The 25,674-nt window shown below is 44.6% G+C and carries 17 protein-coding genes; 7 read left to right on the top strand and 10 right to left on the bottom strand.

Features of this window, described 5'->3' with window-relative positions; all coding sequences use genetic code 11:
- Nucleotides 1–316: 316 nt before the first annotated feature.
- From phoU to JC525_RS03575, 4 genes are all read right to left on the bottom strand, one after another.
- On the bottom strand, nt 317–1,033 hold the full coding sequence (gene phoU, locus JC525_RS03590) for a phosphate signaling complex protein PhoU (protein WP_198814560.1): 717 nt from the start codon (nt 1,031–1,033) through the stop codon (nt 317–319).
- Nucleotides 1,034–1,132: 99 nt separating this feature from the next.
- The gene (pstB, locus tag JC525_RS03585; RefSeq protein ID WP_105930628.1) at nt 1,133–1,939 is read right to left on the bottom strand and encodes a phosphate ABC transporter ATP-binding protein PstB; all 807 of its coding nucleotides are present in this window, start codon (nt 1,937–1,939) and stop codon (nt 1,133–1,135) included.
- A 17-nt stretch (nt 1,940–1,956) separates the two neighbouring features.
- The gene (gene pstA / locus JC525_RS03580) at nt 1,957–3,516 is read right to left on the bottom strand and encodes a phosphate ABC transporter permease PstA (protein ID WP_198814559.1); all 1,560 of its coding nucleotides are present in this window, start codon (nt 3,514–3,516) and stop codon (nt 1,957–1,959) included.
- Nucleotides 3,509–5,683: an ABC transporter permease subunit gene (locus tag JC525_RS03575; RefSeq protein WP_198814558.1), complete on the bottom strand. Its 2,175-nt coding sequence runs from the start codon at nt 5,681–5,683 to the stop codon at nt 3,509–3,511. Before JC525_RS03575 ends, pstA begins: the two co-directional genes overlap by 8 nt.
- Nucleotides 5,684–5,893: 210 nt before the next feature.
- Here JC525_RS03575 and JC525_RS03570 point away from each other — a divergent pair, with 210 nt between their 5' ends.
- The 3 genes from JC525_RS03570 to ppx all read left to right on the top strand — a co-directional run bounded on the left by JC525_RS03570 (nt 5,894) and on the right by ppx (nt 10,232).
- Nucleotides 5,894–6,400, top strand: coding sequence for a glycine cleavage system protein R (locus tag JC525_RS03570; RefSeq protein ID WP_198814557.1), 507 nt, complete (start codon nt 5,894–5,896; stop codon nt 6,398–6,400).
- A 180-nt stretch (nt 6,401–6,580) separates the two neighbouring features.
- Nucleotides 6,581–8,653 carry a polyphosphate kinase 1 gene (gene ppk1, locus JC525_RS03565; protein ID WP_198814556.1) on the top strand — a complete coding sequence of 691 codons (2,073 nt, stop codon included), beginning with the start codon at nt 6,581–6,583 and terminating at the stop codon, nt 8,651–8,653.
- A gap of 16 nt (nt 8,654–8,669) precedes the next feature.
- Complete coding sequence (gene ppx, locus JC525_RS03560; protein WP_198814555.1) at nt 8,670–10,232, top strand: exopolyphosphatase; 1,563 nt, start codon at nt 8,670–8,672, stop codon at nt 10,230–10,232.
- A gap of 149 nt (nt 10,233–10,381) precedes the next feature.
- Here ppx and JC525_RS03555 read toward each other — a convergent pair whose 3' ends face one another.
- The 5 genes from JC525_RS03555 to tkt form a co-directional block, all read right to left on the bottom strand.
- A complete protein-coding gene (locus JC525_RS03555; RefSeq protein WP_198814554.1) occupies nt 10,382–12,508 on the bottom strand; it encodes a S9 family peptidase in 2,127 nt (708 codons plus the stop codon).
- 397 nt (nt 12,509–12,905) lie between these two features.
- The gene (locus JC525_RS03550) at nt 12,906–13,805 is read right to left on the bottom strand and encodes a fructose bisphosphate aldolase (protein WP_198814553.1); all 900 of its coding nucleotides are present in this window, start codon (nt 13,803–13,805) and stop codon (nt 12,906–12,908) included.
- Between the two features lie 332 nt (nt 13,806–14,137).
- On the bottom strand, nt 14,138–15,313 hold the full coding sequence (locus JC525_RS03545) for a phosphoglycerate kinase (protein WP_015066297.1): 1,176 nt from the start codon (nt 15,311–15,313) through the stop codon (nt 14,138–14,140).
- Nucleotides 15,314–15,423: 110 nt separating this feature from the next.
- Entirely contained in the window at nt 15,424–16,434 is a 1,011-nt protein-coding gene (epd, locus tag JC525_RS03540; protein ID WP_020745400.1) for an erythrose-4-phosphate dehydrogenase, read from the bottom strand.
- A gap of 18 nt (nt 16,435–16,452) precedes the next feature.
- On the bottom strand, nt 16,453–18,444 hold the full coding sequence (gene tkt / locus JC525_RS03535; protein ID WP_198814552.1) for a transketolase: 1,992 nt from the start codon (nt 18,442–18,444) through the stop codon (nt 16,453–16,455).
- 396 nt (nt 18,445–18,840) lie between these two features.
- Between tkt and metK the strand changes: the two genes are divergently transcribed.
- Together metK and JC525_RS03525 are read left to right on the top strand one after the other, a co-directional pair.
- Nucleotides 18,841–19,986, top strand: a complete 1,146-nt coding sequence (metK, locus tag JC525_RS03530) for a methionine adenosyltransferase (protein WP_198814551.1) — start codon at nt 18,841–18,843, stop codon at nt 19,984–19,986.
- Nucleotides 19,987–20,226: 240 nt separating this feature from the next.
- Nucleotides 20,227–20,697, top strand: a complete 471-nt coding sequence (locus tag JC525_RS03525; RefSeq protein WP_198814550.1) for a hypothetical protein — start codon at nt 20,227–20,229, stop codon at nt 20,695–20,697.
- Nucleotides 20,698–20,705: 8 nt separating this feature from the next.
- Here JC525_RS03525 and JC525_RS03520 read toward each other — a convergent pair whose 3' ends face one another.
- Entirely contained in the window at nt 20,706–21,209 is a 504-nt protein-coding gene (locus tag JC525_RS03520; protein ID WP_198814549.1) for a 3'-5' exonuclease, read from the bottom strand.
- Nucleotides 21,210–21,530: 321 nt separating this feature from the next.
- Here JC525_RS03520 and JC525_RS03515 point away from each other — a divergent pair, with 321 nt between their 5' ends.
- A complete protein-coding gene (locus JC525_RS03515) occupies nt 21,531–22,709 on the top strand; it encodes an ABC transporter substrate-binding protein (protein WP_198814548.1) in 1,179 nt (392 codons plus the stop codon).
- The gene (locus JC525_RS03510) at nt 22,709–25,582 is read left to right on the top strand and encodes an ATP-binding protein (RefSeq protein WP_198814547.1); all 2,874 of its coding nucleotides are present in this window, start codon (nt 22,709–22,711) and stop codon (nt 25,580–25,582) included. Before JC525_RS03515 ends, JC525_RS03510 begins: the two co-directional genes overlap by 1 nt.
- The last annotated feature ends 92 nt before the right edge of the window (nt 25,583–25,674 follow it).

Below are 25,674 nucleotides of genomic sequence, written 5' to 3'. Positions count from 1 at the left end.
CGATTTAGGCTGGACGCTACTTGAGTAAGTAGCATGATCTCTTCGCCCCTAAGGCTAGAGAAAGAAGTTAAAGACAAATTGTGTTTTATCATAAGGTTCGATTAAATTTTGCACGATCTGTTCTTGGCTGCGGCGCATGATAACGTAATCATGTTAGAAGCCATAGCGAAAATCATCGAAAAACGATAAAAGTATGTGGAATTAATTGAATGCGATGATAAATCCACCAAATATTTCAGTTTTATGACAGATAAATTTCACTTATTTCGGTCTTCTAACATTGTTAAGCAAAATCGCACTGACCATTTGGACAGGATTACATCAAATCTTCTAATTTTTGCTGCATATTTTCCAGCGGCGTATGCCTTACATCGGTGCCACGGGTAAGATAGATAACATACTCACAGACGTTTTTACATCTATCGCCAATTCGCTCTAACGATCGCATTGCCCACAGAACATCTAGCCAATCCTGCATATCGTCGGTGCTTTTTTGCATTTCGGATGTCGTGTAAGACAACAGCCTCTTATATTCACTGTCAATACGATTGTCCTGGTCATACACTTCTAACGCCGCCGCTTCGTCCTGACGAGCGAAAGCGTCGAACGTGCCTCGCATCATGGCTGCCACTCTCTCACCAATAAGTAACATACTGCTTTTGATAGTATCTGAGCTTGGCAATTTATTGCGGGTTACTAACTTGGCAATACGCTCTATTTCGTCGCCCATTCGTTCAATATCGGTAATGGCTTTAGAAATAGTCATGATTAAACGCAAGTCGCTAGCTGTGGGGTGACGTTTCGCAATAATACGTAAGCACTCTTCGTCAATTTGAATTTCCATAGAATTAATTTTCAAATCGTTTAACACCACTTTTTCGGCCAGTGCGGCATGATTGTGCTTCACTGCTTTTAGCGTGTCTACCAACTGTTGCTCTACTTCACCTCCCATGGTTAATACCGAGTTACGCAGATTCTCTAACTCAATATTAAACGTTCCCGAGATATGGGTATTTAATGCTACTTGTCGCATGATAATCTCTCCTGACGCTATAGCACTTGATGCGCCACAGCAAAACGAAGTTTTGTTGCGCGCTGCACAAGGTAAGTGTGGGATATATGGATGATTAGATTAACCATAGCGCCCAGTAATATAATCTTCTGTCTGCTTTTTTTCAGGCATGGTGAATAGCGTGTCACTGTCTGCATACTCTATCAATCTGCCCTGATGGAAGAAGGCCGTATAGTCGCTCACACGAGACGCTTGCTGCATGTTGTGGGTCACTATAATGATGGTGCACTGCTTTTTTAGCGAATCCATAAGTTCTTCGATAAATAGAGTAGTAAGCGGATCCAGCGCTGAAGTGGGTTCATCAAGCAGCAGAATATCAGGCTTTAACGCTAGCGCCCGCGCAATAACCAAACGCTGCTGCTGACCACCAGATAGAACATGGGCAGATTCGAACAGGCGATCTTTAACTTCATCCCAAAGCGCCGCTTGTTTAAGTGCACTTTCAACAGCATCATCTAAATGACGGCGCACTTTGACGCCTTGCAGTTTCAACCCATAGCAAACGTTTTCATAAATACTCATAGGAAACGGGTTTGGCCGCTGAAAAACCATGCCCACATTCGTTCTGAGACGGGACACATTTATTTTTCGACTATTAATGTTTCTGCCATCGATTATGATTTCACCGTTGTACTTACAGCCATCATACAAGTCGTTAAGGCGGTTGAAACAGCTAATAAGCGTAGATTTACCACAGCCACTTTGACCTATTAAAGCCGTTATTTTGTTTTTGGGTATTCGCATGCTGATGTCATTCAACACATGCTTATTACCAAACCACAGATTGAGGTTTCTCACCTCTACTGCGGTTTGTTCTGCACTAATGTCGTCAACGTTTAGTGTATTGTGTTCGAACAACTTCAACATGTTATCAAAACCTGTAATTATCCTGTGATATAGCGTTTGCGCAGACGTGCTCTTAGTAACACAGCCAATATATTTAAGATGAATACAACAATAAGTAAAAGTAAACAGGCTGCAAACATCATACTTGCGCTTTTTCCATCAGTCTGGCTGTGGAAGGCGCCATCATATATAAGAACGCCAAGATGCATAAACTGTCTGTCTAGGTGTAAATAGGGAAATTCACCATCTATCGGTAAAGCAGGGGCAAATTTAACGGCACCAACTAACATTAGAGGAGCAACTTCTCCGGCAGCTCTCGCAATGGCGAGTATTACGCCAGTCATAATACCAGGCGATGCTATAGGTAAAACTGTGCGAACAATGGTCTCAAATTTCGTTGCGCCCAAAGCATAGCTTCCTGTTTTCAAACCTTCCGGCACCCTGCGTAAACCCTCTTCGGTCGCCACGATCACAACAGGCAGCGTTAAAATAGCCATTGTTAGTGCAGCCCAGAAAATACCAGGGCTCCCCATCGTGGGGGATGGCAGTGCGTCACTGAAAAGCAGTTCGTCTATACTGCCCCCTAGCGTGTAAACGAAAAAGCCTAATCCAAATACGCCGTAAACGATAGAGGGAACACCAGCCATATTGCTTACACTCACGCGTATGGTGGTCGTCAGAGCTGAATGGGGTGCATACTCACTCAAGTATATCGCAGCTAATACGCCAAAAGGCGTAACTATAATCGTCATTAGAAACACCATCAGTACCGTACCAAATAGTGCCGGGAATACCCCGCCTGATGTATTAGCTTGTTTAGGAGAGTCACTGAGAAATACACCAATTTCTGAAAACACGACCTTCCATTTTTCGAACGTGCTTAGTCGACTCACAAAGTCCACGCTCTGAATATCTGACATTGGAATGACAAAAGCAGACTTATCGGCAAACGTAACCCATAACTCATATTCCTCTCTCGTCGATTCTAACGCCTCTACCCGTTTCTGATATTCAGTAAACGAGGCAACAAGCTTTTCTCTAGCAGGGGCATCCTCATCAACATCCCGTTTATCAAATTGTGAAAGGGCTTCGTGAATAGGCGCAAGTTTTTGCGTGTTTAGCTCTTCAATTTGCGCAGTAATCAGGGCGACTTCATCCATTACTGCGTTTATTTTTTCAAGCCCCTGAGCGGGCTTTGAGGGTACGATAATATATTCGGGAGTGGCGAGTACTCTTCTTCCATCTTGGAATTTTATCTCCGCGCTTTCTGGTGCTAGGTTCACGCGACCTACCTGATCTTTGGTAAGTTGCTTCTGGGAGCCATACGGATACTGACTATCAGAGTACTTTAGCCTAACGTCTTTGCCCGAAGGCTCCTCAAAAACGTTGGCGAATACGGTGAAAGCGGTGCCATCAGGGTGTTTTCCCGCCACCATATAAATCGGCTCAGGCCAAAAATAGGCCATTCCTCGCATTCCAATAAGAATGAGCACGCTCACTAGTGCAATGAGCAAAAGACTCGTAAAAAAGGCGGTTAAGCTAATAACAAAAGACTGGCGTTGAACCGCGTTCAAACCGAATGATTGGCGACTAAACATGATACTGTCTGCTCCTTAGTCGCTGTCGTAAAAGCTCTGCAATTGTATTCACCATAAATGTAAATAGGAATAGTATACAGGCCGTAAAGAACAAAATTTGATAATGGGCAGAGGTTACTTCAGCCTCTGGAAGTTCGATAGCTAAATTAGCAGTAAGCGCTCGCAAACCTTCAATTAATCCCCAGCTTGATATGGGGGTATTCCCGGTGACCATAAGCACTATCATGGTTTCGCCGAATGCGCGACCGAACCCCAACATTATCGCCGCCACAATACCTGGTAGTGCAACGTGTAACACAACGTGCAAAAGGGTTTGTAATCGGGTAGCGCCTAGGGCAAAAGAAGCATGTTTCAGGTCTGTCGGAACGCCATTTATAGCATCTTCAGCAAGTGAATATATGCTGGGCGATATCGCCACCCCCAACGCTAGCGCCACCACAATGGTTGTTTTGCCAATGGGGCTGTTTGACTCAGACGCTAATGTGAAGCCATCGACGCCAATTAACGACGACACGATAGACGGCGCAAACTCTACGCTTATAAATCCCAATACAAACACGCCACCCAACGCAAACAAAAGTTCAGCACCATGCCTGAATCGTTTAGGAAGATAGTCAGCCACCGGTCGCTGTACGAGCGCTACCGCGATTAGCACAAAAGGAATAACAATAAGAAAGAAGGCAAAGGAAAAGAGAAATTGCTCAGCTTTTGGCGATAGCCAAATAGCGGCAATGAAGCCAATTAACACACTGGGAATAGCTTCTAGCAGTTCAATAGCAGGCTTGACCATATTACGCAGGCGACTTTTGGCAAAAAATGCCGTGTAAATTGCTGCGCCTATCGCCACGGGAATTGCAATAAGTAATGCAAGAAGAGAGGCTTTAATACTGCCTATAAGAAGCGGCGTTAAACTGAATTTTGCTTCTTGATAGTCTGATGCGCTAGTGGTTTGCCAAACCGTATTCTCGGTCTCATATCCTTCATAGTGCTGAGGCTCAAAAAGCGACGCCCACGTTGTTATTCCACTTAAATGCTTTCCTTCCCATACCGAAACTATATTGTCAGAAAACCCGTACAACTTATCGCCGTACCAAATTATATTGGCGACAGAACGATTAAATTTTTGCACCGACACCACATCACCCGAAACACGGTTGACGAGCAGTAACCTTCCTTTGCTCGTCAATACTGCCACTAGGTTAATACTGGCATGCTCCGCCACGTCTAACACTCTTTCATCCACTAAAGGAATTTGGTAGGTCGGTTCGAAGGTCAGCCCCTTTTCACTTTTGCTTATTACCCACCGAGTAAGGGTTCTAGCGTTACTGTTCACTAAAAAGAAAGTGCGACCTTTGGCAAGAGGGAAGACAGTTGGCTCATCAAGCGCTAAGCCAATGTCACCAGCTATGGGCAGCATTGTGGCGTCATTATCACGTAATCTGTTGAGGAATATCCCATCGTCAAACTGAAGCAGCACGCTTTCACTGCCAGGCAACAAGACAGAACGCTCAATATTGTTAAAACGTTTATCGATGAACGTGGTTGGCTGCTGTCGATTAATCCATCGTATAAATAGGCTATTTCCACGTGAAATCGATACCACTGCCCATTTAGAAGACAGCGCAAAGTTCCACTCATCACGCGCATTCCATTCCTCTTTAGGCAGGGCAAAGCTCATTACATGGGCTTGCCCTGCCAAGGCAGAATGTACCTTTGTATCAGCGCCTTCATTAGCACTCAAAATAAACGACCGAACGGGCAACACCCTCACTTGTGCACTTAAAGAGATATCTACAATGTAGTTTTCACCCATCGTATTTTGCGTAGACAACACATGTCCACATGGACGAATGTAGTCATGCATGCTAACTAAATTAGCGTTATCTAGTTGCTTTAATCCTAATCGACAGTTTTGTTTTTGCACTAGCAGAGGCTGACCATTAATGAAGTCGCCAGCAATAACAATGCGTTCGTTTTCGGGTATTTGATATGAGGCAATAAGATTTAGGCTGGGACGATATGCTAAAGGTAGAGCTTGAATAATCAGGTGAGTCACAAGAATAACAAGAGTCAGTAAAACAAGACCGCCGAAGCCCGTTACTATATAGCGTGCACGCCTATCACTACGCTGGCGTTTTTTGTTGATGCTGTTGCTATCGAAAGTCATGCGGTTGTTTAGTAGTTCTTATTTTCGAAATTCTTCATTTTTCAGAAGAATAACCCTAAATTGCACTGGTGAGCAGTGTAAGTTTTGTTATGCTAATAGCAAGTGAAAGTTTATAGCATTACCTTCGCGCAACTGACTCGGCGCCTATGGTATTACCCTACGGAAAGACGATCAAAAGTTTTTCTCTACCAGCCCCATAAGGAGCATAAAATGCAGTCATTGGTTATAAGTATTATGGGTAAAGATAAGCCTGGCCTAGTAGATACACTAGCTAAGTGTATCTATAAACATGAAGGCAACTGGCAGGGCTCAAGTTTTGCGCATATGGCAGGTATGTTTACTGGCTTTGTAGAAGTGCATGTAACAGACGACCACAAGCAGCACTTAATTGATGCGTTAGATGCTATAACGGATTTATCAGTACAATCGGTGGCAGTGGCAAGTGAACAAAATAATAACAACACAAAACTCACCGTTGATGTAATGGGTAACGATAAAACAGGTATCGTTCAGGAACTCACTACAGTACTCAATCAATTCAACTTAAATATTCTAACCTTTGCATCTCATTGCGAAAGTGCCCCTAATTGGGGAAGTCTCATATTTAAAGCTAAAGCAGAAATTGCAGTGCCCGAAGACTTCGACGATGGTGCGTTGCAAGATGCATTAGAATCACTCGCTAACGACTTAGTTGTAGACATTACAGCAAAACGTTAATGCGACCAGAAAATTGTTATTCGCTTTTCAATAATTAACAATCCAAAGTATTGCGCATTAGAAAGGTAACGGAATCACCGCAGCGAACCTGTGTTTCTCGCACAAGGGGCGTTTTGTCACAGTAATGTCACCGACTGATGGCAGTCTTTGACCATTTTTATGAACGTGAATTGAGACATTATGGATAACGACGTTTTATATTATCCCAAAGAATTAAGCTGGCTTGCATTTAATGAACGTGTGCTACAGGAAGCCGCTGATAAAAATAACCCTGCTATAGAGCGAATTCGCTTTCTTGGCATTTATTCTAACAACCTTGATGAATTCTATCGCGTTCGCGCAGCCGACGTGAAGCGCCAGATAACCATTGCGCAAAATGATGACAATGAAGAAGAGGCCGAGCGATTAATCGGCTTGATGGCACAAATACAAAAAAAAGTAGTACATCTTTCTGAAAAATTTGATCAAATTCATAAAGACGTGGTGAAAGCGCTCGCTCGTTACAACATCCATATTCTTAGAAAAGATGACCTGGATGACTATCAAAAACAGTGGGTTCGCAATTTCTTCGTAAACAAGGCACTTCGCCACATTGCCCCTATTTTAATTGACAAGAAAACCGACTTACTCAGCCGTCTGAACGGCACATCGGTATATCTTTATGTTGCGCTGAGAAGAAAGGACCGCACCCCAAGATTTGCTGTGATCCAGGTACCGACAACTGAAATGTCGCGTTTCATGTTAATACCGCCACAAAAGAGCAAAAAGAAGAAGAGCATCATCATGCTTGATGACATGATTCAGCTCTGTATTGAAGATATATTTCGCGGTTTTGTTAAGTTTGATGAAATCGAAGCCTTCTCGTTCAAAATGACACGTGACGCCGAATACTCGATTAACGAAGAGATTGACGAAAGCTTTGTTGAGAAGATGTCTGAAAGTATGAAGCAGCGTTTAATTGCTGAACCTGTGCGGGTGATTTACGACACTGACATGCCAGAGGATATGCAGTCTGATCTGCGCAAACGCTTAAAAATCACTAAACTTGATACTATGCATGCTGCTGGGCACTACCGCAACTTTAAAGACTTTATTGGCTTTCCAAACGTGGGCCGAGAGTACTTAGAGCATGCACCGCTGCCCGCTATCGACAGTAAAGCTTTTTCAAAATACAACACAGTATTCGATGCAATTACGGCCCGGGATATTTTGCTCTATTACCCCTATCACCGCTTTTTGCACTTCACTGAGTTTTTGCGTCAGGCAGCCTTCGACCCGAATGTCAAAACCATACGCATCAATATATATCGTGTCGCCAGTAATTCACGCATTGTAAACTCGTTGATTGACGCGGTGGACAACGGTAAGAAAGTAACGGTTGTAGTAGAACTGCGCGCGCGCTTTGATGAAGAGGCCAACATTGAGTGGTCTAAACGTATGACAGACGCGGGTATACGCGTAGTGCTTGGTGTACCTACCCTTAAAATTCACTCTAAACTTTGCATTGTGACCCGTGAAGAACGGGGAAGCTTGGTGAATTATGCGCATTTTGGTACAGGTAACTTTAACGAGAAAACCGCTAAAATTTATACCGATTACAGCTTGTTTACCCGTAATCAAGAATTGGCAGATGAAGGCGTCGCGGTATTTGACCTTATTCAATACCCTTACAGACGCTATAAATTCCAGCATCTTCAAATATCGCCATTAAACGCAAGAACTAAAATTCAGTCTTTGATTCGTCAAGAAATTCAGCATTTAAACCAAGGGCAGAAAGCTCAAATCACGTTCAAGATTAACAATCTTGTTGATAAAGAACTTATCGATGATTTGTATCGCGCAAGCCAGGCTGGCGTGAAGATTCGCGGTATTGTTCGCGGTATGTGCTCACTAAATCCTGGGATAAAAGGAATAAGTGAAAACATCGAAATTATCTCTATTGTTGATAGGTTCCTTGAACACCCTCGCGTAATGATTTTTGAGGGCGGCGGCGAAAGAAAAGTATACATTTCATCGGCCGACTGGATGACTCGGAATATGGATAACCGCATCGAAGTAGGTTGCCCCGTTTACGATAAAGGCCTTCAACAGCGTATTGTTGATATAATGGAGCTTCAATTTAAAGACACCCTTAAAGCACGAGTGATTGACAAGGATCAGAGCAACAAGTACGTTCGCAGGGGTAACCGTAAAAAACTTCGCTCTCAGATAGAGATTTATGACTACCTGAAGAAGCTTGAAGACACTTTGTAGGATAAAAAATTAATACATGACCCAGCATGAATCCGTTTTTAATGATGTGGAAACCCGTGAGGTAAATAAAGTTGCGGCGTTAGATATTGGCTCTAACAGTTTCCACTTAGTCGTCGCTCGCATTGTTGCTGGGTCTGTGCAGATTTTGCATAGAGTTAAACAAAAGGTTCGTTTGGCCGAAGGTCTTAATGAAGACGACATTCTGTCTAATGAGGCAATGGAGCGCGGGCTCGCCATGCTGAAAGTAGTCGCTGAGAGCCTTAAGGGTTTTGAACCAGACTCAGTGCGGATTGTGGCGACCCACACGCTGCGCAGGGCGCGAAACGCTCGCGATTTTATTAATGCAGCAAAAGACATTCTTCCCTACCCTATTGAGGTCATCTCCGGGGTAGAAGAAGCGCGCCTTATTTACTCAGGTGTGGCGCATACCAATCACGCGGACGGTCAGCAGTTGGTAATAGACATCGGTGGTGGTTCTACCGAGTTTGTAATTGGCGAAGGCTTCACCCCCTTACTTTGTCGTAGCCTTCAAATGGGCTGCGTTAGCTATACCAAACGCTTCTTCTCAGATGGTGAACTAAAAGCCAAAGCGTTTGATCGCGCCATTACCGCGGCACAACAAGAACTTGAATTAATCGACAACAAATATCGCAGACTGGGTTGGGTTCAGTGTATCGGTACGTCAGGTACCATTCGTTCGCTATTCACCCTTTGTCAGCAAGACAGACCAAATGGCCATGATATCCCGGTAACGCTCAAAAGCTTGCGCAATTTAATGAAGCAGTTCATTAGCGCAGGACATGTAGACAAACTCAGTTACCCTGATTTAAGTGAAGATCGCCGCGTAGTTATTGCTGGTGGCCTCGCTATTCTAATCGCCGTATTTAAAGCGCTGGAAATTGAAGGCTTGGTTTATTCTCCAGCAGCCTTGCGTGAAGGCGTACTCTATCAGATGGAAGATGAGTTGCACCACGCAGATATTCGCGGCAGAACCGCCAGTAGCTTAGCCACTCGCTATGATGTAGATACCTCACAAGCCACCATGGTTTTAAATACAACGCTAACGCTATTTCGCGAGGTTGAAAAAGCGTGGAAGCTTAAAGGCCGTGATTTTAAAAGCATGCTTGGGTGGGCTGCGCTTCTTCATGAAGTCGGCATGCAAATTAACTCTCGCGGCATTCAAAAACACAGCGCCTATATACTTGGCAATACGGATATGCCAGGGTTTACGCAAGAACAACAGTTATTACTAGCCACATTGGTCAGATTTCACAGAAAGAAAATTCGCATCAATGAACTACCTTCGTTCAACTTGTTCGATGAGCAATCGGTAAAACGCTTAATCGCTTTGCTGCGCTTAGGTGTGTTGCTGAACATCAAACGCCAGGAAGGCTTTGTTCCAGAACTTTTAGTGAATGTGGAAAAGAGCGAACTTACCATTACCTTCCCTGATGGTTGGTTAGATGAAAAACCTATTATCTCTGCTGATCTACTGCGAGAAAGCCATTACTGGAAAGCCCTTGATTTAAAACTGACTATTGTTCCTGATATCGAGCAATTGCACCCCACTGCGGAATAGAAAAACACCGACAATCACAATAGCGTTTTAGATGTTAAAAGTGAACGCTTGATAGGTTCGAATACTAAAAAATGGGGCCTTAGCCAATCCATCGGCGCATTAGCCCCATTTACTGTTATCCTGCCTTATCTAATGCCTCATTAGAGTAATTACTTGGCTTCGACGTGCGTGTTCTGTGACTGCGCGCTGTCGTACTTTTTAAACCACGCCAGAATGTTTTCAACCTTACCAATCATTCTTGAAGGTTTTGATGCGATACCGTGGGGTGACTCAGGTACTCTTACCAGTACGGTATCGACCTTTTGAAGCTTCAACGCTTGATAAAACTGCTCAGTCTCAGACATGGGCGTACGCTTATCCTCCACACCGGTAATCAACATAGTTGGTGTCGTTACATTTCCTACTAGCGACAAAGGCGAGCGCTTCCAGTAATGCTCTACGTTATCCCAAGGCTTGCCAGGAAACTGAAAAGGTATTTGATACAGGCCTGAATCAGCGGTCAATACCTTCGACAACCAGTTAATAACCGGTTTAGCAACCACAGCGGCTTTAAATCGGTCGGTGAGGCCGATTGCATAAGCTGACGCAATACCACCTGCTGAACCACCTGTGATAAACAAGCGCTCTGGGTCAGCTATTCCCTTTTCTATTAACGCGTCTACACCAGACATATGATCAGAAAAGTCATATTCCGAGCTATACTTCCCTTGAAGTAATAATGCAAAGCGTTCGCCGTAACCCGTACTTCCTCGATGATTGTCGTAAAAAACCACGTAGCCTTCTGCCGCCATGCGCTGAAGCTCAGCGGTAAATACTGGTCCGTAAGCTAAATTTGGCCCACCGTGAATTTCCAAAATGAGCGGGTAGGTTTTCGTGCTTTCATAGTTTGGCGGCAGAATGTACCAACCTTGAATTTCTTCTCCATCAATAGAAGACTGATAGACAATTTCTTTAACTTCACCCAACTGCTTGTGGTCTAAAACGTCTTCATTTAGTGCGGTAAGCTGGCGCTCGTTTTTAGTCGTAACAAATAGATCCGCAGGACGATCGGTTCGTCCTTTGGTGTATGCCACTACATCACCCACCGCATGATAGGTACCAAACACATAAGGACGACCGAGTGTAGTGCCACCTAAACCGCTAGCCACTGTTTTCACTTTGCCCGACAAAGCGACCACATCAACTTGCGCTAGGCCGCGTACCGATTGCTGAAAATAGATATGCTTATTATTTTTCCAATGAAAGTTAGATACCGAGTTATCTATGTCTTTTGTTAAGTTTTGAGCGTCAGTACCGTCGCTCTTCATCACATACAAATAGCTATTTTTGTACATCACTTTTTCGTCATCGCGGTACGCATAGGCAATATGCTTTCCGTCAGGCGATACCACCGGCGATGACTCAAGGCCTTTTTCGCTAGTCAGCTGCGCGATATTTCCCATCATATCAACAGAGAAGATATCACCCTCTACAGGCTCATATTCCCAATTATCACTGCGGTTGGCAGAGAAATAGATTTTATCGCCGTCTGGAGAAAAGCTTAAACCTCCGTTGTGATGATAGTTACCTGACGTGAGCTGTCGTGCCGTACCTGCTTCAGAGGGTACGATAAAAACATGTGTATAGGCGGGTTCAAGGATGCCACGCCCATCGGCTTGATAGCGAGCCTTGGTAATATATTGAAAGCTAGGCGACCACTTTGCTCCCTCAGGCTTTTTAGGCATCTTAACGTCTAGCGGCTTTTCTTTGGCATCTACGCTCATGGTGAAAGCAATGTGCTTACCATCTGGCGACCATGTAATGTTGCTTGGGCTTGAGGTCACATTTGTGACGAGTGCTGTTTGTCCTGTATCCATCCACCGTACATAAAGCTGAGGTTTACCTTCTTCATTAGAAAGGTAAGCCAAACGACTACCGTCTGATGACCAGCGAATAGAATAGTAATTTTTTTTAGATGACAGTAACGGGCGATGAGATTTGCCATCCACAGACGCTAGCCAGACGTTGGCGCGGCTACTGTCTGACATGATGTCATTCGAGCGACGTACATAGGCGATATTTTTACCGTTTGGCGATACCTGAACTTCGCTCACGTATTCCAAATTGAAAATATCTTCAGATTGAAAATGGTGGTTACTGTCGATAGCAGCAGATTCTGCTTCTGTGTCTGCCAATACGGTAGCGGGCTGGGTTAACGTGCCTAGGCTAAGTAGTACAGCCCACATCGCCTGCCGTGTGCTTGTAGACAGGTACCTATGATTTCTAATAAAAGACATATCTCACCTTAATTTATTTGTTTTTTTCCGTTCTTTTTATAGGGTGTTCACGTTGACGTGATGCGTTTTACATTCCCATACTACAAAATAAATTTAGCGAATTAAGATTAAACGTTGAGCGACATTGTTCAAGCGATTAGGCGCAATTGAGAGATGCATTGCAAATCGCCGAATAGTTCGTTGAATCTTAGCAGTAAGGTGCTAAATTTTAAGTAAGGCTTGAAGGGACAACGCTATGCACTTTTTTACCCGTTTTGACTTTACACGCTAAAAGCGAGTACCGAGTGGCGTTTTGCCCCCCTTAAAGCAAGGATATAACTCGCCTTAATATTCAGATAAAGGCAAAATGAAAAAAGGAGAGCTCACGCTCTCCTTAGATTGATGATAAAAGGGTCAATTACGCCTTAGACGCTTGATAGATACCTTCAATCGCAGTATCCAGTGTTGCTTCAAACTCTTCTTGAGATTGCTGCGCAGAAACGCCTTCGGTTAATGCACGAGAGAAGCTCGCAATCATGCCTTGGTTTTCAGCAAGCTTAGCATTTGCTTCGTCACGGCTGTAGCCGCCTGATAACGCAACAACTTTAAGTACACGAGGGTGATCGACAAGTTCTTTATAGAAATTTGCTTCTGTTGGCAGCGTTAGCTTAAGCATGACTTCTTGACCTTCGTTTAGCAGATTAAGCTGCGTTAAAATCTCTAGCTTAAGTAGCGCTTCGGCTTCGGCTTTTTGCGGGCTGTGAATATCAACCTCTGGCTCGATAATAGGAACAAGACCAGCCGCTAAAATTTGCTTGCCTACTTCAAATTGCTGAGCAACAACGTCCTTAATGCCTTGGTGATTGGCCAGCTTTACTACGCTGCGCATCTTAGTACCAAACACGTCCTGCGCTACGGCTTTTGCTAACAGTGCATCAAGACCTGGCATGGGCTTCATTACCTGCACGCCGTTACTTTCTTCAGCTAACCCTTTATCAACCTTTAAGAAAGGAATAACACGCTTTTTCTGCCACAAGAAATGTGAAGTAGGCATGCCTTCAATTTCTCTATCAAGGGTGTTTTCAAACAAGATTGCGCCAAGCACGCGCTCGCCGCTAAAAGGAGCGCTGGTGATAATGCGCGTACGCATTTCGTGAACAAGATTAAACATCTCTTCGTCTGAGCTGTATTCAGACTCTTCGATGCCGTATAAGCGTAACGCTTTAGGGGTACTACCGCCGCTTTGGTCTAACGCTGCAATAAAACCGGTTTGCGTCTTCAGTTTATCCAGCATTGCCTGCTGAGCTTGTGATGCCATTGCAACACTCCTTTTATATATTACTGCCTTAATAGACAGGTGTAGGGTTTATTGTTATACCAATTCTATTAACGATCTGTTCTTCTCAGACACGGCGTGCCGACATCTCAGGTAAACACATCTGTAATAAAGTTGTTATTTATGCCTGCGTACTTCACTGTTTCGCAGGTGTAATCGTTTCCGATTAAACGGTCACGCTCAAAAATGCTGTTACTAAGCGTGACACATAATGGGGCAACATTTGCACTAGGCCTTAGCTAGATTGCGCTGCTTTGCACTTTATTGCGCTCTCTTTAGCTATAGGGCGCTGCGTTTTTATGCAGCGCTTAGGCTTATTTATTTTTTTCTTCTAGTACCGCTACCGCTGGTAGTGTTTTACCTTCCAAGAACTCTAGGAACGCGCCACCACCTGTTGAAATATAAGAAACCTTATCGGCAATTCCGTATTTATCAACTGCTGCTAGTGTATCACCACCCCCTGCGATTGAGAATGCGTCGCTTGCCGCAATCGCTTCAGACAGTGCTTTCGTACCGGCACTGAACTGTTCAAATTCAAATACGCCTACAGGGCCATTCCATACGATAGTACCTGCGTTTTTAATAATGTCTTCTAACGCCTTGGATGAATCAGGGCCGATATCAAAAATCATATCGTCGTCAGCAACGTCACTCACTACTTTTAGGGTAGCTTCGGTATTCTCATCAAACGCCTTGCCCACTACTACGTCAGTTGGCACTGGGATATTACCGCCATTCGCTTGCGCTTCATTCATCAACTGCGTGGCTTGCTCGGTTAAATCCATTTCTACCAACGACTTACCTACATTGTGCCCCTGCGCAGCAATAAAGGTATTGGCGATACCGCCGCCTACAATGAGCTGGTCAACTTTTTCAGCCAGCGTTTTTAATACGGTAAGTTTAGTCGATACTTTAGAGCCACCAACAATCGCAACCATTGGGCGCTTTGGGTTATCCAACGCTTTACCTAATGCATCTAATTCTGCAGCAAGTAATGGGCCAGCACAGGCTTTTGGTGCGAATTTAGCAACGCCATGGGTAGATGCTTGTGCGCGGTGAGCCGTGCCAAAGGCATCCATCACAAAAATATCGCAAAGTGCGGCGTACTGTTTAGATAACGCTTCGTCGTCTTTCTTTTCGCCCTTATTAAAACGGACGTTTTCAAGAATGACTAATTCGCCATCTGCAAGCTCAACACCGTCTAGATAGTCTTTAACTAGCTTCACAGGCACGTCGAGGGCGTCATTAAGATAATCAACAACAGGTTGAAGAGAGAATTCGTCTGCAGGCTCGCCTTCTGTAGGACGGCCAAGATGAGACATCACCATAACGGCCGCACCTGCGTCTAGAGCGGCTTTAATGGTGGGTATAGATGCTTTGATACGGGCATCAGAGGTAACTTTGCCGTCTTTTACCGGCACGTTTAGGTCTTGTCTAATTAGTACGCGCTGACCGTTTAAGGCCATGTCGCTCATGCTTGGAATTGCCATTGTCTTTCCTATGTTAATTTAAATTCAGTAGAGCGTGCGTTTAAAAGCACGCTCAAATTAACTGTGAAAGCTGCGCGGGCTGTGCTACCAGCCCTGGCAGCATCAATGCGTTATTTTGCGTCGAACATCACTTTTGCTGTGTCGAGCATACGGTTTGCAAAACCCCATTCGTTGTCACACCACACCAGCGTTTTTACTAGTTGCTTATGACTGACTCTTGTCTGTGTACCATCTACAATACACGAGTGGGGGTCGTGATTGAAATCTACCGACACCAAAGGCTCTTCGGTGTAATCGAGTATGCCTTGTAATCGCCCTGCTTTCGCATTGCGAAGGGCTTGGTTAACTTGCTCAATGGTTACCTTAGATTGAAGGGTAACGCTTAAGTCCATGGCAGTAACATTGATAGTAGGCACGCGAACGGCAATAGCTTCAAACTTACCCGCAAACTTAGGCAGAATGCGCTCTATACCCGCAGCAAGACGTGTATCAACAGGTATAATTGACTGACTGGCCGCGCGGGTTCTGCGCAAATCTTCGTGATAAGCATCGATAACCTGCTGGTCGTGCATAGATGCGTGAATGGTTGTGATCGTACCACTTTCAACACCGAATGCCGCATCTAGCGCTTGGATGACAGGAACAATGCAGTTTGTGGTGCACGAACCGTTAGAGACTAATTTTTGTTCACTGGTCAACGTGTCTTCGTTGGTACCAAAAATGACCGTATTGTCTAAATCTGGTGAACCGGGTGAAGAGAAAAGTACTTTGCCAGCGCCTGCATCTAAATGCGCTTGCCCCGACGCTCTGTCATCAAACTTTCCCGTACACTCAAGCACAATATCTACGCCTAAGTCTCTCCACGGAAGGTCTTTAATATCACTTATCGCAAGCAAAGCAATATCATCACCCGCTACATTTAGCGTATTGTTTTCTAAGGCCACATCAAAACGGAACCGCCCGTGGGCGGTGTCGTATTTAAGTAAATGTGCAATGCCTTCGGGTTTAGCAATGTCGTTAATGGCCACCACGTTGAATTCGTTATTGCGCCCACTTTCATAGAGCGCGCGCAATACGTTACGACCAATACGACCAAACCCATTTATGGCAATATTTACCATAGGCTTATCAATTACCTCTTACAGAGACAGTGCAGCCTCTACTACAGCGTCAGTGGTAATGTTGAAGTGCTTAAACAGGTCGCCTGCAGGTGCAGACTCACCAAAGGTATCCATACCTACGATAGCGCCGTTAAAGCCAACGTACTTGTACCAGCTGTCTTTTGACAAGGCTTCTACCGCTACGCGCTTAACAACACTAGACGGCAGTACGCTTTCTCGGTAATCAGCCGACTGACGATCAAAAACATCAGTAGATGGCATAGATACTACGCGAACCGCTTTACCTTGCTCGGTCAATTTTTCTGCCGCTTCAACAGCTAGCTGCACTTCAGAACCCGTACCAATAAGAATAAGCTCAGGCGTACCTTCACAATCTTTCAGTACGTAACCGCCTTTCGCAATATTAGCCACTTGCTCAGCCGTTCTCTCTTGCTGCGCTAAACCTTGGCGTGTGAAAATTAGGGTTGTTGGGCCGTCAGTGCGCTCAATGGCAGACTTCCACGACACGGCAGATTCAACTTGGTCACACGGACGCCAGTTATCAAGGTTAGGTGTTGCACGTAGCGCAACCACCTGCTCTACTGGCTGGTGGGTTGGGCCGTCTTCACCCAGACCAATCGAGTCGTGGGTATAAACGAAAATAGCAGGCTGCTTCATTAGTGCGGCCATGCGTACCGCGTTACGCGCATATTCCATAAACATTAGGAAGGTTGCGCCATAGGCTTTAAAGCCACCGTGAAGGGCAATACCGTTCATCATGGCAGACATACCAAACTCACGCACACCGTAGTAAATGTAGTTACCTGATGCATCGTTCGCTTCAACACCTTTGCTGCCTTCCCAAATAGTCAGGTTAGAACCTGCAAGGTCGGCAGAGCCACCTAATAGCTCAGGTAGCAGCGGACCAAATGCGTTTAGCGCATTTTGCGACGCTTTACGCGAAGCAATGTTTTGTGGGTTAGCTTGAAGATCAGCGATGATTGCGTCTGCTTTGTCACTGAAATCTGCTGGCAACTCGCCATTTACGCGGCGTTTGAACTCGGCAGCAAGTTCTGGGTAGGCGGCTTCGTATGCTGCAAAAGCATCGTTCCACGCGCTTTCCGCTTTTGAACCTTTGTTTTTGCCATCCCAAGCAGCGTAAATATCGTCTGGAATCTCAAACGCGCCGTGGCTCCAGCCAAGCTTCTCGCGAGTAGCAACGATTTCATCATCGCCAAGCGGTGCACCGTGGCAAGACTCAGTACCTTCTTTATTTGGCGAACCAAAACCAATGGTGGTTTTGCAGCAAATAAGTGTAGGCTGCGCGGTGTTCGCTTGGGCTTTTTCGATTGCGGTTTTAACTTGCTCAGCATCGTGACCGTCAACACCTTCAATCACTTCCCAGCCGTAGCTCTTGAAGCGCGCTGGTGTGTCGTCGGTGAACCAACCTTCTACTTCACCGTCAATTGAAATGCCGTTGTCGTCCCAAAATGCGATGAGCTTACCAAGACCAAGCGTACCGGCTAGTGAACACGTCTCGTGTGAGATACCTTCCATCAAGCAGCCGTCGCCTAAGAATGCATAGGTGTGGTGATCAACAATAGTGTGACCGTCTTTGTTGAATTGTGCTGCTAGCACTTTTTCAGCAAGTGCCATACCTACCGCATTGCTAATACCCTGACCTAGCGGGCCAGTGGTGGTTTCAACACCTGGCGCATAGCCATACTCTGGGTGGCCTGGGGTTTTAGAGTGAAGCTGACGGAAGTTCTTTAACTCTTCAATAGGCAGTTCGTAGCCTGAAAGGTGAAGCAAAGAATACAACAGCATCGAGCCGTGACCATTTGAAAGTACGAAGCGATCGCGGTTAGCCCAAGACGGGTTAGCAGGATTGTGTGATAAGAAATCACCCCATAGTACCTGCGCGATGTCAGCCATCCCCATTGGGGCGCCTGGGTGACCTGATTTAGCTTGTTGAACAGCATCCATGCTTAGTGCACGGATAGCATTGGCGAGTTCACGACGAGAGGGCATGTTGTCTCCTGATTTATTTTGTATCTTTTGTTTCGTATCTTAGCGGGCTAGACGAGCGTAGAGGTAAGGCGTTCGCTCCACTTCTTTATACGAATGAATGTGGCATTATTCTTACCTATGCCACCTAACAGTTCAATGGGTTTTCATTGCCAATAGTGAAAGTAATAGTAAAAAATGGTCTATACGCTCACCAATGCGTATTAGCTCGGTAATGAAAACCCTCTTATCTTTGCCTAAGTCTTTTTATTTTATAGAAATAACCCTAATACTGATCGGGTTATGTCAACATTTCGTAACAAAGAGACTTTTAGACGTCTAGAAGTAAAGACTGGTATTTATAACTTGTTTTAGTACAATATACGACTATTTTGATAATTTAACGCTTACGGAGCATTTATGGCCACGCATTTATTCACATCCGAGTCAGTGTCTGAAGGACATCCGGACAAAATTGCTGATCAGATCTCAGATGCGGTTCTTGACGCTATTTTAGAACAAGATCCTCGCGCTCGGGTGGCCTGCGAAACGTATGTAAAAACCGGTATGGTTTTAGTAGGTGGTGAAGTAACCACTTCAGCGTGGGTAGACATTGAAGAGCTTACCCGCAACACCGTAAAAGAAATCGGCTATACCCATTCAGATATGGGCTTTGATGCTGACTCATGTGCGGTATTAAATGCCATTGGTAAACAGTCTCCTGACATCAATCAAGGCGTTGATAGAGCAAGCCTTGAAGAGCAAGGTGCAGGTGACCAAGGCTTAATGTTTGGTTACGCCAGCGATGAAACAGACGTTTTGATGCCGGCACCTATTACGTACTCTCACCGTCTTGTGCAAAAGCAAGCCGAAGTACGCAAGTCTGGTAAGCTAGACTGGTTACGCCCGGACGCAAAAAGCCAAATTACCTTCAAGTACGAAAACGACAAGCCTGTGGGTATTGACGCTGTTGTACTTTCAACGCAGCACTGTGATTCAGTAAGCACTGAAACGGTTCGCGAAGCGGTAATGGAAGAAATCATCAAGCCAGTGCTACCAAGTGAATGGATTGATGGCAATACACGTTTTCACATTAACCCCACGGGCCGATTTGTTATTGGTGGTCCAATGGGCGACTGCGGCCTAACAGGTCGTAAAATCATTGTAGACACTTATGGTGGTATGGCTCGACACGGCGGTGGCGCGTTCTCGGGTAAAGATCCATCTAAAGTAGACCGCAGCGCAGCCTACGCAGGCCGGTATGTTGCTAAGAATATTGTTGCAGCAGGCCTTGCCAAGCGCTGTGAGATTCAAGTGTCTTACGCCATTGGTGTAGCAGAGCCGACATCTATCAGCATCGATACCTTTGGTACAGGTGTGGTAGATGAGAAAACATTAGTAGCGCTTGTACGTGAACACTTCGACCTGCGCCCTTACGGCCTCATACAAATGCTTGACCTTGAGCGTCCCATTTATCGCCCAACCGCAGCATATGGGCACTTTGGTCGTGACGAGTTCCCGTGGGAAGCAACAGATAAGGCGGAAGCACTAAAAGCGTCTTTATAAAAGTTAGTAGGCCTATGGCCCTTAAGAGAAACGCTGCCGAATTACATTTCAAATCGGCGGCGTTTTTTTATGTCTCGTTGATAAGTCGCTTAAAACAACATAGGGAATAAAAACTCACACTTTCTATTTTCAAGCTTTAGTATTTAGCCTATGATTAAAAAACGTCCGCTTGTTTATTGATAACACCGCTTGTCGATAACGTTTTACGCATGAAGTGACAATATAAACTTAGGTTCTTCTATGAATGTCGTTACCGGTCTATCCCTTGTTTTTTGCATCGCACTAGCGTTGGTAACAATGCCGGTATCTGCACAAACCTCTGACGAGCATTTCAGCCCTATTCAATTTAAAAGTAAACAACTTGCACGATGGCAGCTTAACAGTATGTATCGCGTTCAATCCATTACAGAAACCCATTATTACGACAGCAGTTTTACCTATCCGGCGGGTTCACAAGGCATGATTAGCGCCAGTCGACGCTTTGATACTTGGGTACCACAAAAACTTTACGCAACCTATAAAACCAATAACACCGCTTTTCAACATTACGCTGAATGGCTCTATCTGCCCCATGATGAGGGGACATTTACCCGTTTAGGCTGGCTACTTGGCGGTGGAGAAGGATTGAACATGGCTGTTGAAATTGAACACAGGCAGGTGGGAGAAGAGGAAAACATGGCGTTATCGCTAGGTGTAAATTACCTCTTTTGAACCGCGAACTATGCCTTTGTAAGCTCGAGGGTTTTTGCATAGGTTTGCTGTATAATCATTGCATCTGAACTGGCTCTGTGTCGCTTGACGTCGAGCTGAGCGTCTAACCGATTTTTTACTTCATGCCACTTCCCCATTTGCTCTTCGCTCAAAATATAGTCAAGCGCCCTACATGTAAACGACATCTCTACCTGAGCAGCAGCGAACAATTTAATCAGCCACGGGTTGTCCACTACCCAGCCATCGCTGTAAACAATCGTATTTCCCAAGAAATTGTTTAATTCCATACATACGGTTAAGGGCTCTTCTCCCCTCGCTTGTAGCATCTGCTGCGATATACCATGTAACGATTCAGCGTCTTTATCCCAATGTATCCAAGAGGCGAAAGGCCTGAGTAATTTGCACCATTTTGCACCATCATAGCGCACTACGCCTATTTCAATAGGGTAACTTGCGGCACCAAAACCACTTGCTTCAATATCAATTATTGTTGGCAAGGTTATCTTTCGCACTAGAACTCCAAACTGCTGTTTATCACTGCTTGCAACGCTGTCAAACACTATTAAATACAATGGCAAAAAATACACAGGACGTATTCACACCATAAAACTTCGTTATCCACCTGCAGATTTAACATAGAGATAACATATTACTAATAAATATTAATAGTAGAATCATGCCACATTTACTTTTCCGAGGCGCTAAACGCGGGATCACAGCGTTTTTACACGGTGATGTAATGCATCAGATTTATACTAAAGAACAATTCGATTGCGAAAAAAGTAAGCGCGCATTGCTATACACTTTTACGGTAATGAATTGAGTATTATTTTATGCGTTCAACACTTTTTATCTCGGCACTCTTTTGTCTTTTTTCTCTGATAATCGCGTATCGCGCTACCGGAGCAGAAGAATCTTTAGTTGTTGGTATTGATGCCGACTTATCCGCAGTAGCTGTAGAAGGAGGTAAAGCTATATCGCGAGGTGTCGAGCTAGCAGTAGATGAAATTAACGCTGCTGGCGGTATCCTTGGTCGAAAAATCAGAATAATAGCTAAAGACCACCGCGGAAACCCCTCTCGTGGCGTATTCAACATTGAGCAGTTTGCCAAGATGCCGAACGTGCTTGCGGTGGTCGGTGGTGTTCATACGCCCGTTGTGCTCGCTGAAATTGATATTATACACACTGAAAACATGTTGATGTTAGTGCCATGGGCCGCGGGCACCGCCATAGTAGATAATGGATATGAACCTAATAATGTGTTTCGTGTATCCGTTCGCGACGCCGAAGCAGCCTCCGTACTTATTGATCACGCAAAACAAAAAGGCCTATCAAACGTAGCGCTTGTGCTAGAACGCACCGCATGGGGCCGTTCTAACCTTGAGTCACTTAATCAGGCGGCAAATGCAAGCGGCGTTACCATTACCTCAATCCATTGGATAAACTGGCAACAAAAAGACTTCTCTGAAGACATAGCTGCCATAAAAAGTGGTGATGCAGAGGGCATTATTTTAGTCACTAATGTACCGGAAGGTGTAGTTGTGGTCGATGAAATGGCGAAGCAGAATGTCGCCTCACTACCCGTAATATCACACTGGGGCATTGCGTCAGGACAATTTATTTCAGCATTGGCTAACCCCACTGCCGGTTACGATATTTCTGTGCTCCAAACATTTCATTTCAGTCATCAGAAAAATCGCAAAGCTAAACAGCTTTTGGACGCTTACTATGGTAAATACGGACTTATAGATATACACGCTATCGGCGGCGTGACTGGCTTGGCGCATGCCTATGATTTAATTCATTTACTTGCTGCGGCTGCCGATAAAGCTGGTAGTATAGAAACGGATAAGTTGCGACAAGCTCTTGAGTCGCTAGAGAATATCGAGGGCGCAGTAAAGAACTACGATGTTCCTTTCACTGCAAAAAGGCATGACGCGCTTTGGTCAAAGGACTATTTTATGACTAAGTACAATGAGAAAGGCCACTTGGTAACGGTAGGCCAAAAATAATGTTGAATGAGCCTACGAGGTTACGCTCGCTTCTCCTCTCTAGCATGATCCCGCGACTTGCACTGTTGATAACGGTGCTATCGATTACTTTATTTGGGCTCTCTTTCCACTTCATCATAAAACAAACCGATAACCTTCAACAGCAATCGGTAGATGGACTTGAACAAGACATTAACTACATCGTTAATGATACAACTCGCCAACTCGCTGACTTAGCGGCTAATGACATCATCATCAACGCGCTAGTAGATCTCGAGCAGCGAGATAATTACCTGCCCATGTTCTTCCGGTCTCTAAATTTAACACAGGCTGAGAGCGTGGAGTTTGCACTTTTTGATTTTGCCGGACAAAAAATTATCGACAAAAACTGGAAGGCGACACTGCCAGAGACCTTAAGCAATGCTTGGCGACAGCAAACGTTAGGTTCATCCGACACCTTTTCCTCGGTATCAAAGTACGGCGTGTTAATTAGTGTGCCTGTTTTACTACAGGGCGTGGCTGAAGGCGCACTGGTGATGTACGTAGATAGTTTACAGTCTCTTTTAGCACCCTACCCGCGCTTAACCAACCAGCTTGTTACCGATAAAGAGGGTAACGTCTTGTTCAGCAGTGAACCAAGGTTAATTGCTCCTGGAACCAATTTCGCTGACTTCAAAGCCGAAGGTTATGCCACTAAACAAGCGAGTTGGACAAACCTTAATCTTTACAGCGTGAAACCCACTATTACAGCTTACAGAGAGGTCGCATGGACGGGTATAGTTTTAGTCACCATGATTGCCGGCTTTGTATTCATTATTCTGCATATGGTGACCATGACGGGCGCGTTAGCGGAAAGGACACTTTCTCAACTCTACCAAGGAATTAAGAACACCCTTAATAGCGAAGATAAGAAACCTCTTGTAGAAGGAAAACAGGTTGAGGCTAAAGAGCTCGCCGATATTCGCGATGCGTTTGATAAGCTGATATGGGACCTCACCGAAGTATCTTTGTCTAACGAACAGTTTTCTAACGTTTTAGAATCAATGGGCGACATGTTAGTCGTCGTCGATCACAATAACGACATTTTGCTTTCTAATAAACGTTTTGACGATTTTTGTGATAATCAGTACGGCAATAAGAAAAGCATCATAAAATCGATTACCCATAAACTGGCCTCGGTGCAAAATAACGAGCTTAGGCATTTTTCAGTCAAAGAAGGAAAAGACCTATATATTCAATGGACCAAAACTTCACTTTCTGATGCTAAAGGTAACATACGCGGTGATATCTTTGTGGGCAGTGACGAAACAGAGCAACGTTCCCTTGAAAGTCACGTCAAAGTGCTCACTCATGCCATGGATGAAGCTACAGTTTCCATTATTATTTCTGATATTAAACGAATTGGGCAGCCTGTTATTTATGTCAATAATGCCTTTGAAGCATTAACAGGATTTACTCGCGATGAAATCATCGGAAAGAATTGTCGAGTTTTACAAAGTGATGAAACTGACTCAGAAGCCATTAATGACATCCGCAATGCCATTGCTACTCGTGAGCCTATTGAAACTACCCTCATTAATGCTAAAAAAGACGGCACTCTTTTCTTCAACCGTTTAAATCTGACTCCCGTCAAAATAAACGGAGAAGTCACCCATTATATTGGGTTTCAACAAGACGTGACACAACAGCGACAAACCGAAAAGTACCTTGAAGAAGCAAGGGAAAAAGCGGAAGAATCTGCGCGCCTCAAATCGAGCTTTTTAGCAAGTATGAGTCATGAAATTAGAACCCCCATTCACGGCATATCCGGTGTTCTTCAATTGCTAGCGCGTTCAGAATTAAGTGAAGAACAAAAGCACTACCTGTCTCTTGCAAAATTTAGTATTCAAGGCCTGCTACATATCGTAAACGATATTCTGGATTTCTCTAAAATTGAAGCTGGCCAATTACAAATAGAAAACAATCCCTTCGATATCCTTGAATCACTTGAAAACATGCAAAGCCAATACGCTATTTTGTGCCAGGAGAAAGGGCTTGCGCTGCACTTTCACTTCGACCTTCAAGGGTTTCACGTGGTCCAAGGCGATGAAGTGCGCTTTCGACAAATACTCTCTAACCTGCTGGGTAATGCTGTTAAGTTCACCGATACCGGACACATTGAGGTAACAACAAGTATTAAACAAAGTGCTGATGATAGCCTTCGCCTTTTATGCAGCGTAAAGGACACAGGCATTGGTATTGCTCAAGATAAACAGAGCACAATCTTTGATGTTTTTACGCAAGAAGATTTGTCTACTACTAGGAAATTCGGCGGAACTGGCCTTGGCCTTTCTATCAGCAAACAGCTTTGTGAGCTCATGGGCGGAGAAATAAAGCTCGATAGCGTTAAGGGGCATGGCAGCACCTTCTCGTTTACAGTGAAACTTGAAAAAGCTGACGAAGACCTGCTTGAGCCATCTTACTCTCCATCAACCGCAAAACGAATAAAGGGCAAGAAGCACAAAGTACTCATCGTTGAAGATAATGATATAAACCAAGTTATCGTAAAGCAGCATCTGGTCAATCACACAACGCTGAGCGCCAAATCAGGATTTGAAGCGCTAGAGGCCCTCTCTAAAATGAAGGTAACGTTTGATGTTATCTTAATGGATTGTCAAATGCCTGAAATGGATGGTTTTGAAGCGACCAAGCGTATTCGAGGTGGAGAAGCGGGCGAACGATACACAGATATCCCTATCATCGCGCTAACCGCCAACGCGATGAAAGGCGATAAAGAACGTTGCGTAAGCGCCGGAATGGATGACTACTTGAGTAAACCTTTTGACGCAGAAGACCTGATTGAAAAAGTCGAATATTGGGCAAATATTGAAAAAATCACTCAACAAGTATTCTGACTCTTCATTATAAACAACCTCTTTTTCTTGGATAAGAAAAGATCATATTCTTCGGTGCCCCTGTGCGCTGCTTTTATCGGTCCCCGCCTATA

Origin of the sequence: Alteromonas sp. IB21 (genome assembly GCF_016405965.1) — a bacterium.
In the GTDB taxonomy this organism is placed as follows: domain Bacteria; phylum Pseudomonadota; class Gammaproteobacteria; order Enterobacterales; family Alteromonadaceae; genus Alteromonas.
Note: the sequence above shows the minus strand (reverse complement) of the source record. Positions and strands in the feature narration are given on the sequence as shown.